This is a genomic window from Streptomyces sp. MB09-01, assembly GCF_033794505.1.
In the GTDB taxonomy this organism is placed as follows: Bacteria; Actinomycetota; Actinomycetes; order Streptomycetales; family Streptomycetaceae; genus Streptomyces.
The window spans coordinates 1-8,728 of the sequence record NZ_JARAYQ010000305.1; the positions used below are offsets into that span (position 1 = coordinate 1).

Consider the following 8,728-nt stretch of genomic DNA (forward strand, 5'->3'; position numbering starts at 1 on the left):
CCCCCGACGGGCGCCACCCATCCCCCGACCGGCGACCCGATGCCACGCATCAGTACGGAGGGACAGACCTGTGAAGCGCACCCTCGTCGTCGGAGTGGACGGTTCCGCCGAGAGCCGGGCCGCTGCCGACTGGGCCGGGCGGGAAGCCGTGCGCCGCGACCTGCACGTGCACGTGGTCCACGCCTGGCCGTGGCAGCCGCTCGCCGTCCCGCTCGTCCAGGACCGCGGCACCGAGGCCCGCCGGGCCCGGGAGATCCTGGAGGAGACGGAGGCGGAGCTCACCCGCTGCCAGCCGCGGCTCGCGCTCTCCGGAGGTGGAGGTCGTCGCGCACGTGGAGCGGGGCAGCGCCGGCCACGTACTGCTGTCCGCCGGGTCGGACGCCCAGCTGGAGGTCGTAGGCCGCCGGGTCCGCGAGTCGGCGGTGGGAACGCGGATCGGATCGGTCGCCCATGCCGTGCTCCACCACGCGGCATGTCCCGTTGCCGTCGTCCCGCACCACTCCCTCCAATGGCCCGCCCGGTTGCCCGATCCACGGTCAGCGTATCGACACGCCCGGGCCCCATGGACGTCGTTGCGCGCGGATGCCCGCCGTGACTGACTTGATCGAAGCGACGGACGACGGGGAGGAGAGGCCATGGGTCTGAAGAAGGCGGTCTACGAGGACGAGCTGCTGCGGCTCCAGACGGAGCTGGTGAAACTCCAGGAGTGGGTGCGTGCTGAGGGCGCCCGGCTCGTGGTCGTCTTCGAGGGGCGCGACGCGGCGGGCAAGGGAGGCACGATCAAGCGTGTCGCGGAACACCTCAACCCCCGTGTCGCACGCATCGCGGCCCTTCCCAAGCCGACGGAGCGGGAGCGCACCCAGTGGTACTTCCAGCGCTACATCGAGCACCTGCCCGCCGCCGGCGAGATCGTCCTGTTCGACCGCAGCTGGTACAACCGCGCCGGAGTCGAGCACGTCATGGGCTTCTGCACACCTGCGGAACACCGGCTCTTCCTGCGCCAGTGCCCGGTCTTCGAGCGCATGCTCGTCGAAGACGGGATCCTGCTCCGCAAGTACTGGTTCTCCGTCAGCGATGCTGTGCAGGAGGAGCGGTTCCGCGCCCGTGCGGAGGACCCGCTGCGGCGCTGGAAGCTCTCCCCGATGGACCTGGAGTCCCTCACGCGCTGGGAGGCGTACTCCCGGGCCAAGGACGAAATGCTCGTCCACACCGACACGGTGGACGCCCCCTGGTACGTGGTCGAGAGCGACGACAAGCGCAGGGCGAGACTCAACATGATCGCCCACCTGCTGTCCTCGCTTCCCTACGCGGACGTCGCCCTGCCTTCGCTCACCCTGCCGCCCCGTCCTCCTTCCACGGGATACCAGCGCCCTCCCAAGGACCTCCAGAACGCCGTTCCCGACCATGCGTCCACGCTCGGGAACAACTGAAGCGCGGCAGCTGCCGACGCGGCGGAGGCGGCCCGCTCCGTCGGGGCCCGCACCCCCGGCCGAGGGCCGTCGACCCTGGGGACGTCCCGCTCCCGGAGGAGCAGGCGTGCCGCAGAAGGTGGCCCCGCGGCGTCCGGCGGCTAAGGGCGAAGCCCCCGTGGGCCGTCCCGGCGGGCTGTTTTCGTCGGCTGCCGCCGGGCAGGTGCGGACCATGAACCAGTCGAAGGCACCGGTACTCGAGGCGCTGGCCGCCTACCACGCCGGCGGGCAGACCCCGTTCACGCCGCCGGGTCACAAGCAGGGGAGGGGCGCCGACCCTCGCGTACGCGCCGTGCTCGGCGACGCGGTCTTCCGCTCCGACGTGCTGGCGACCAGCGGGCTGGACGACCGCACGTCTTCCCACGCCGTGGTGGAGGCGGCGCAGGCCCTGATGGCCGAGGCGGTCGGCGCGGACCACACCTTCTTCTCCACCTGTGGCAGTTCCCTGTCGGTGAAGTCGGCGATGCTGGCCGTGGCCGGCCCGCACGAGAAGCTGATCGTGGGGCGGGACGCCCACAAGTCCGTGGTCTCGGGGCTGATCCTCTGCGGCATCCGGCCCGTATGGGCCGACCCGCAGTGGGACGCCGAACGCCACCTCGCCCACCCGCCGTCCGCCGAGGCCTTCGAGGCGGCCTTCGCCGAGCACCCCGACGCCCGCGGAGCGCTGGTGACCAGCCCGACCCCCTACGGCACCTGCTCGGACCTCGCCGCCATCGCCGAGGTCTGTCACAAGCGGGGCCGACCCCTGATCGTCGACGAGGCATGGGGCGCCCACCTGCCGTTCCACCCCGCCCTGCCGACCTGGGCCATGGACGCCGGCGCGGACGTCTGCGTCACCTCCGTCCACAAAATGGGCTCCGGCCTGGAACAGAGCTCGGTCTTCCATCTCCAGGGCGACCTGATCAAACCCGAAGTGCTCAAGAGCCGCGAAGACCTGCTCGGCACCACCAGCCCCTCCGTGCTCATGTACGCGGCCCTCGACGGCTGGCGTCGGCAGATGGTCGAACACGGGAAGGTTCTCTACGACGACGCACTCGCCCTGGCGGGACAGGTCCGCGGCGGCATTTCCCGCATCGACGGCATGCGGGTGCACGGCCGTGAGGACTTCTGCGGGCCCGGCAAGGCCGCGGACATGGACCCCCTCCAGATCATCATCGACACCAGCGCGTGGGAGGTCACCGGCTACCAGGCCGCTGACTGGCTGCGGGAGAACCACCGGATCAACCTCCACGTCAGCGACCACCGCCGCATCAGCGCGCAGCTCACCCACGCCGACGACCACGGCACCGCCGAGACCCTGCTGAGCGCCCTGACCGATCTGGCCGCCCATGCCCCGCAGCTCCGTACCGGTCAGCCCGTACACGTCCCGCCACCGTCCCGACTCCGGCTGGAACAAGCGGTCCTGCCACGAGACGCCTTTTTCGGCGCGACCGAGCAGGTGCCCTGGGAAAAGGCGGACGGACGGATCGCCGCCGAGATGCTGACCCCCTACCCCCCGGGCATCCCGGCGGCGCTGCCGGGTGAACGCCTCACCGCAGACGTACTGCGCTACCTGCGCTCCGGAGTCGAGGCGGGCATGGTCGTCCCGGACGCCGTCGACACGAACGTCCTGAGCGTGCGGGTGCTCCGAGACGCGTGACCCCGGCGACCGCCGTCGTCACGAGGGCCGATGCCGCAGCCGCCGCGACCTGAACGCGACACGAAGGGGGACCGGTAGATGCGTCGCCGGCAACCTGCGGCCAGGGAGGGTCGGCTGCGCGTGCATGCGTCGGGCGTGACTGGGCAGGCGCGGCACGGATCCCCTGGATCCCCTGGATCCGTGACAGATGCTGCATACGAGTCGAGGAGTCATCATGCCTCGCGGTTCAAGTCCCAAGCGTGAACGTCAGTACGGGCACATCAAGGAGAGCGCCGAGCAGCGTGGCGAGAGCACGGAGCGCGCCAAGGAGATCGCTGCGCGCACCGTCAACAAGGAACGTGCCCGCTCCGGGGAGTCGAAGACCGCGAGCCGGTCGTCCACGCAGGACATGTCGTCGTCCAAGCGTGGCGGGCAGCGCTCCCACAGCGGTTCGCAGGGCCCCACGAAGGAGCAGTTGTACAACGAGGCCAAGCAGAAGGGCATCGAGGGCCGGTCCAAGATGGACAAGGCGGAGCTCAAGCGGGCCGTAGGCCGCTGACCCGCCGCGTCCCGAATCCGTGTCCTCCGACGGAGCGGTACGGGACGGCGCTCTGCGCAGCGTTCCGACTCGTGGGATCCGGCTACAGCCTGCGCGAAAGCCTGTTGGCGGACCGCGGCGGCCGCTGCTACTTTCCCGGAGGCCGTGCAAGAGAACCAGGAGGTGGTACCCATGAACGTATCGACGTGGGTGCTCTCCTACGGGGTCACGGTCGGGCGATAGGTCGTCCGGGAGCGCCGTTCCAGAGCGCTCCCGAAAGGCACGACCATGCATTTCGTTTCCGAACTACGCCTGGACGACGGCGTCCTCGAACGCGAATTCGTCCTCGGCGAGAGCCCCGGCACCCTGTGGACGCCTGAGTGTGCCACCCGGGCCCCGCTGATCCTGATGGCCCACAACAACGGCCTGCCCAAGGGGGCAGCCCGGCTGGTGGCCCGGGCCCGGCACTCCGCGGCGCACGGCTACGCGGTGGCCACCATCGACGCCTCCGGCTGCGGTGACCGGCCCCGATCCGCCGCCGACGAGCAGGCGCGCGCCGACCTCCGCCGACCTCCGCCGGGCGATGCAGGCCGGCGAGCCCGTCGATGAGATCTTCGAGTCCTTCATCGGCCCGCTGGTGGAAAAGGCCTCCCGGAATGGCGGGCCACCCTGGACGCCCTCCTTTCGCTGCCCGAGATTGGCGGCCCGATCGGCTACTCGGGATGGACCGCCGTCGGCATTCGGCTGGCGGTGGTCGAGCGGCGCATCGCGGCCGCCGGTTTCTTCGCCGGCGGGTACGTCCCCCGCGCCCAGCGCGAGGAGGCCCGGCAGGTCACCGTTCCGCTGCTGTACCTGCTGCAGTGGGACGACGAGGGGAACCCCCGGCAGCGGGCACTGGACCTGTTCGACGCCTTCGGCACCGAGGAGAAGACGCTGCACGCCAATCTGGGCGGGCACACCGGCACCCTGTGGTTCGAGGTGAGGACGGGGCCCGGTTCTTCGGCCGGCACGTGACGTAAGGCGGGACCGCCGGGCCGGCAGCAGGGGGGTAGGCGGTGTCGGCCGGGATGCCGCTCGTCGAGGACGGGTCCTGGCCCTCCTCAGCTCTCCGCACCCGAGGGCCCCTGCCCACCAGGCAGGGGCCCGCGGTGCCACGCAGGCCGCCGATTCCGGAAGGCCCGGTCGTTTGCCGGTGACCTGTGGGGTAGGGGCTGCGAGGGGGAGACCTCGGCAAGTACGGCGGCTAAGGAAACCATCATGAAAGCTGCAGTGTACGAAGGGCCGCGCACGGTGACCGTCAGGGACGTTCCCGACGCGAGGATCGAGCACCCCGCCGACATTCTCGTAAAGATCACGACCACGAACATCTGCGGATCCGACCTCCACATGTACGAAGGACGGACCTCCTTCGAGACCGGCCGGGCCATGGGCCACGAGAACCTCGGACAGGTCGTCGAGGTGGGTGCGGCCGTCGGCAATGTGAAGGTCGGCGACTGGGTGGTCCTGCCCTTCAACGTGGCCTGCGGTTTCTGCAAGCAGTGCGAGCAGGGCCTGACGAACTACTGCCTCACCATGCAGCCGAAGCCGGACATGGCCGGTGCGGCGTACGGCTTCGCGGAGATGGGCCCCTACCAGGGCGGGCAGGCCGAGTTGCTCCGCGTCCCGTACGGCGACTTCAACGCCCTGCGCCTGGGCGAGGACGCCGCCGAGCGCCAGCTCGACTACGTGATGCTGGCCGACATCTTCCCCACCGGCTACCACGCCACGGAAATGGCCGGCGTCAGACCCGGCGACCAGACGGTCGTCCACGGCGCGGGCCCGGTCGGCCTGATGGCCGCGTACTCGGCCCTGCTGAAGGGTGCCGGGCGGGTCTGGGTGGCCGACCACCAGCCCGACCGACTCCGGCTGGCCGAGCAGATCGGAGCCGTCCCCGTCAACACCGCCGAACAGGACCCGGCGGAGGTCGTCAAGGAAGCGACCCTGGGACTCGGCGCCGACAACGGCTGTGAATGCGTCGGTTACCAGGCCCATGACCCCCAGGGGCACGAGGACGCCACCCTCACCATGAACGGCCTCATCGACGCCGTCCGTTTCACCGGCCGGATCGGGGTCGTCGGGGTGTTCGTCCCCGAAGACCCCGGAGCCCTCGAGGTGCAGGGGGAACTCGCCGCCCACGGCAAGATCCCGATCGACTTCGGCAAGCTCTGGTTCAAAGGACAGACGATCGGCACCGGCCAGGCCCCGGTCAAGCGGTACAACCGGGCGCTGCGCGACCTCATCGCCGGCGGCAGGGCCGAGCCGAGCTTCGTCGTCTCCCACGAACTCGACCTGGACGAGGCCCCCTCGGCGTACGAGCACTTCGACGACCGCGACGACGGCTGGACCAAGGTCGTCCTCCACCCCGACGGCACCCACCGTTCCGGCCGGGGCGACGGCTCCTCCCACCTCACCCTGCAGGAACTACGTCACCGGGCCGCGGAACGCGGGATCGAAGGCCGATCCCACATGAACAAGCACCAGCTCGAAAAGGCCCTCGGGTACTGATCGCCGCCGGGGCCCACCGCCCGCAGACGCACGGGGGCGCCCAGCCCCGCAAGGCCACCGGTCCGGGAGGTGCGCCATGACGAAGCCGACCGCACTCGTCATCATCGACATGCTCAACACCTACGAGCATGAGGACGCCGACGTCCTGCTCAAAACCGTCTCGCGAGCCCTGCCCGCCGTGGTGGACCTCCTCGAACGGGCCCGGGAACGGAACGTTCCGGTGATCTACGCCAACGACAACTACGGGAGGTGGCGCTCCCATCACGGCGAACTCCTGGAGGCAGCCCTCGCGAGCCCGCACGCCGACCTCGTCGAACCGCTGCGGCCCGACGAGTCCGCGTACTTCGTCGTCAAAGCACGCCACTCCATCTTCTACGAGACCCCGCTCGCCTACCTGCTGAACTCCCTCGACGTGACCAGCCTCGTCCTGTGCGGGCAGGTCACGGAACAGTGCGTGTTGTACTCCGCCCTCGACGCACACATCCGCCACCTCTCGGTCACCGTCGCGCGGGATGCCGTCGCGCACATCCATGAGGACTTGGCCGAGGCGGCCCTGCGCATGATGGAAATCAATATGTCCGCCCGCATCGTGCCCGCGGCCGACGCCTTCGGATAGCGGGCCCCGCGCCTCAGCCGTGCCTGTGCTGGACGGCCGCCACGCCCGCGGCGCAGGCGGTGCGGAGCGTCCACCCGGTGCCGGTCAGGCGGCCCGGTGTGGTCATCGGCGCGCTGTGCCCGTCGTGGGGGCCTGGGCCGTGGCCGGGGGTGGGTTGTCGGCGAAGAGGGCGAGGAGGCCGGCGATGTCGCGGCCTTCCTCGGCGGGATGCCGGAACTTGGCTCCGGGGGTGATGCGATAGCGGTTGCGGCGCCCTTCGCGTACCCGGGTGAGGTATCCCTCCTGCTCCAGGTCCGCGACGATCGACTGGACGGTTCGCTCGGTCAGGACGCAGGTCCTGGCGACCTCCCTCAGGCGGACCTCGGGATCCCTCCACAGCGCCAACAGGACGCGTGCGTGGCTCGTCAGGAACGTCCACGGTGCTTTGGGAAGTGCTCCATCACCCATCACTTCAGCATGCACCTTTTTTGTATATACGTCCTGTTTTTCGTGCAATTCTTGACGTACGTCGGTCGGATGCTGACGATGCTGTTGGAAGCAGTGACACCCCAGAACGCGCGTGGGGAGGCAGTGATGACCGCGACCGTGCACGCCGACCGTCCGGACACCCCGGAAGCCGCCGGTCTGGAAGTCGCGGTGACACCCGGCCCGCAGCCGGGAAGAGTCCACGTCCGCGTGAGCGGCGAGATCGACTTCGACAACGCCGGGAACCTGCGCGACGCCCTCCTGACCGCACTCGTCACCCACCGCGGCACACTCCTCCTCGACCTGAGCCGGGTCACTTTCTGCGACTGCGCAGGCCTCAACGTCCTCCTGGCCGCCCGCGCCACAGCCCAGCGGGCCGGCCGCCGCCTGTGCATCACCCGGGCCGGCCGTCCCGTCGAGCGGCTCCTGGATCTCACCGCAACCCGTCCCTACCTCACCTGACCACCCTGAGGCAAGTGATCGACATGTCCGCCTCCGCGCCCCGCGCCGACGGCACCCGCACGGACACCCGCGCCCGCCCCGCACACCCCATGTCCGAGCCGGCGCACGAGACGGCCATCCGGTGGGCGGTGGGCACACTGATGGCGACGACCCCGGCCCCCGCCCGCGAGGCGGAGGCCATCCTGTCCGCCGCTGCCGCCCGGGCCGGCCTGCCTGAGGCCGCCCTGGCCGCCGCCATGCGCCAAGCCTCCCGCGGCGTACCGGTCCCCGCCCGTGCCGAGCGGGCCCTGCGCCAAGCCGTCCAGGCGGCCCGTACCGCGACCACCACCGCGCCCCCGCCGTCCGGCCCCTACCTGGTGCCGTTGCGGGCAGATGCCGAGAAGGCTCTCGGCCGGTACTTCGAGGACTGCCTGCGCCTGCAGGCAGCACCTGCCGACGCGGACGCCCGCCGTGCCTTCGAGGACAGTCTGTTCACCCTGTGCGTCCTCATGGGCCGGCCCTCCGCCGCGGCAGCGTTGCACGAGGCCATCCAGTACACCGAGGGCTGACGAAGCCGACGTGAGGTGGTCCGGGCCGGGATGGCGCTGGACGCACGTAGGCGGACGTAGACGGAAGTGGACGCGCGTGGTGACGCATCGCCGGGCCCGTGAGATCGTCGGCTACAGGGTCGTCGAGGCCACGGACGGCAGCTTGGGCGGGTAACGGGGGGTACGCGCGGTGCGGTCGCTCAGTAGCGCGCTGTCAGCGGGTCCCCGCCTCGCCGCTGGCCGACCGACTGGCTCGTCGCCGCGACAGCTCCGGGTGGCCGGCGTGCGCGCCGGTCCCGCCGTTGCCCATCCCGCGAACACCGCGAAGAAGGCTGCCCAGGCCGTCCGCCACGGCGGCGCCCCGAGGCTCCGCCGCCCTCGGGGCGTTCTCCCGGGCAGGGGGCCTGTCACGTGCCTGTGACAGTCGGCGGACGGCGTCGTGAAGTGCGGGGGTCAGTCTTTTAGCAGAGGGACAAACAAGACATTTCA

8 protein-coding genes and 2 pseudogenes are annotated in these 8,728 nt (G+C 70.7%); 9 read left to right on the forward strand and 1 reads right to left on the reverse strand.

The genetic code is table 11. The features are described from left to right. Window positions 1-94 precede the first annotated feature (94 nt). The 7 genes and pseudogenes from PV721_RS37690 (at window position 95) to PV721_RS37720 (ending at window position 6,785) form a co-directional block, all read left to right on the forward strand. A pseudogene (locus PV721_RS37690) lies at window positions 95-599 on the forward strand (universal stress protein). 36 nt (window positions 600-635) lie between these two features. Continuing rightward, complete coding sequence (gene ppk2, locus PV721_RS37695; RefSeq protein ID WP_319732498.1) at window positions 636-1,430, forward strand: polyphosphate kinase 2; 795 nt, start codon at window positions 636-638, stop codon at window positions 1,428-1,430. 211 nt (window positions 1,431-1,641) lie between these two features. Next, window positions 1,642-3,108 (forward strand): ornithine decarboxylase, encoded by a 1,467-nt coding sequence (locus tag PV721_RS37700; protein WP_319732500.1) that lies wholly within the window; start codon window positions 1,642-1,644, stop codon window positions 3,106-3,108. Between the two features lie 214 nt (window positions 3,109-3,322). Continuing rightward, window positions 3,323-3,646, forward strand: coding sequence for a plasmid stabilization protein (locus PV721_RS37705; RefSeq protein WP_319732501.1), 324 nt, complete (start codon window positions 3,323-3,325; stop codon window positions 3,644-3,646). Between the two features lie 267 nt (window positions 3,647-3,913). Continuing rightward, a pseudogene (locus PV721_RS37710) lies at window positions 3,914-4,644 on the forward strand (dienelactone hydrolase family protein). A 238-nt stretch (window positions 4,645-4,882) separates the two neighbouring features. Continuing rightward, the gene (locus tag PV721_RS37715) at window positions 4,883-6,169 is read left to right on the forward strand and encodes a glutathione-independent formaldehyde dehydrogenase (protein ID WP_319732502.1); all 1,287 of its coding nucleotides are present in this window, start codon (window positions 4,883-4,885) and stop codon (window positions 6,167-6,169) included. Window positions 6,170-6,245: 76 nt separating this feature from the next. After that, window positions 6,246-6,785, forward strand: a complete 540-nt coding sequence (locus tag PV721_RS37720; RefSeq protein WP_319732503.1) for an isochorismatase family cysteine hydrolase — start codon at window positions 6,246-6,248, stop codon at window positions 6,783-6,785. A gap of 102 nt (window positions 6,786-6,887) precedes the next feature. On the opposite strand, the gene PV721_RS37725 is transcribed toward PV721_RS37720, so the two are convergent. Beyond that, entirely contained in the window at window positions 6,888-7,232 is a 345-nt protein-coding gene (locus PV721_RS37725) for a winged helix-turn-helix domain-containing protein (protein ID WP_319732505.1), read from the reverse strand. A gap of 126 nt (window positions 7,233-7,358) precedes the next feature. On the opposite strand from PV721_RS37725, the gene PV721_RS37730 reads away from it, so the two are divergent. Next, window positions 7,359-7,712, forward strand: a complete 354-nt coding sequence (locus PV721_RS37730) for an STAS domain-containing protein (RefSeq protein WP_319732507.1) — start codon at window positions 7,359-7,361, stop codon at window positions 7,710-7,712. A gap of 23 nt (window positions 7,713-7,735) precedes the next feature. After that, the gene (locus PV721_RS37735; RefSeq protein WP_319732509.1) at window positions 7,736-8,260 is read left to right on the forward strand and encodes a DUF5133 domain-containing protein; all 525 of its coding nucleotides are present in this window, start codon (window positions 7,736-7,738) and stop codon (window positions 8,258-8,260) included. The last annotated feature ends 468 nt before the right edge of the window (window positions 8,261-8,728 follow it).

Bases quoted from the DNA above. Each gene is read 5' to 3' on its own strand.
- PV721_RS37735 (WP_319732509.1), top strand. From the start codon at position 7,736: ATGTCCGCCTCCGCGCCCCGCGCCGACGGCACCCGCACGGACACCCGC.
- PV721_RS37705 (WP_319732501.1), top strand. From the start codon at position 3,323: ATGCCTCGCGGTTCAAGTCCCAAGCGTGAACGTCAGTACGGGCACATC.
- PV721_RS37715 (WP_319732502.1), top strand. From the start codon at position 4,883: ATGAAAGCTGCAGTGTACGAAGGGCCGCGCACGGTGACCGTCAGGGAC.
- ppk2 (WP_319732498.1), top strand. From the start codon at position 636: ATGGGTCTGAAGAAGGCGGTCTACGAGGACGAGCTGCTGCGGCTCCAG.
- PV721_RS37730 (WP_319732507.1), top strand. From the start codon at position 7,359: ATGACCGCGACCGTGCACGCCGACCGTCCGGACACCCCGGAAGCCGCC.
- PV721_RS37700 (WP_319732500.1), top strand. From the start codon at position 1,642: ATGAACCAGTCGAAGGCACCGGTACTCGAGGCGCTGGCCGCCTACCAC.
- PV721_RS37720 (WP_319732503.1), top strand. From the start codon at position 6,246: ATGACGAAGCCGACCGCACTCGTCATCATCGACATGCTCAACACCTAC.
- PV721_RS37725 (WP_319732505.1), bottom strand. From the start codon at position 7,232: ATGGGTGATGGAGCACTTCCCAAAGCACCGTGGACGTTCCTGACGAGC.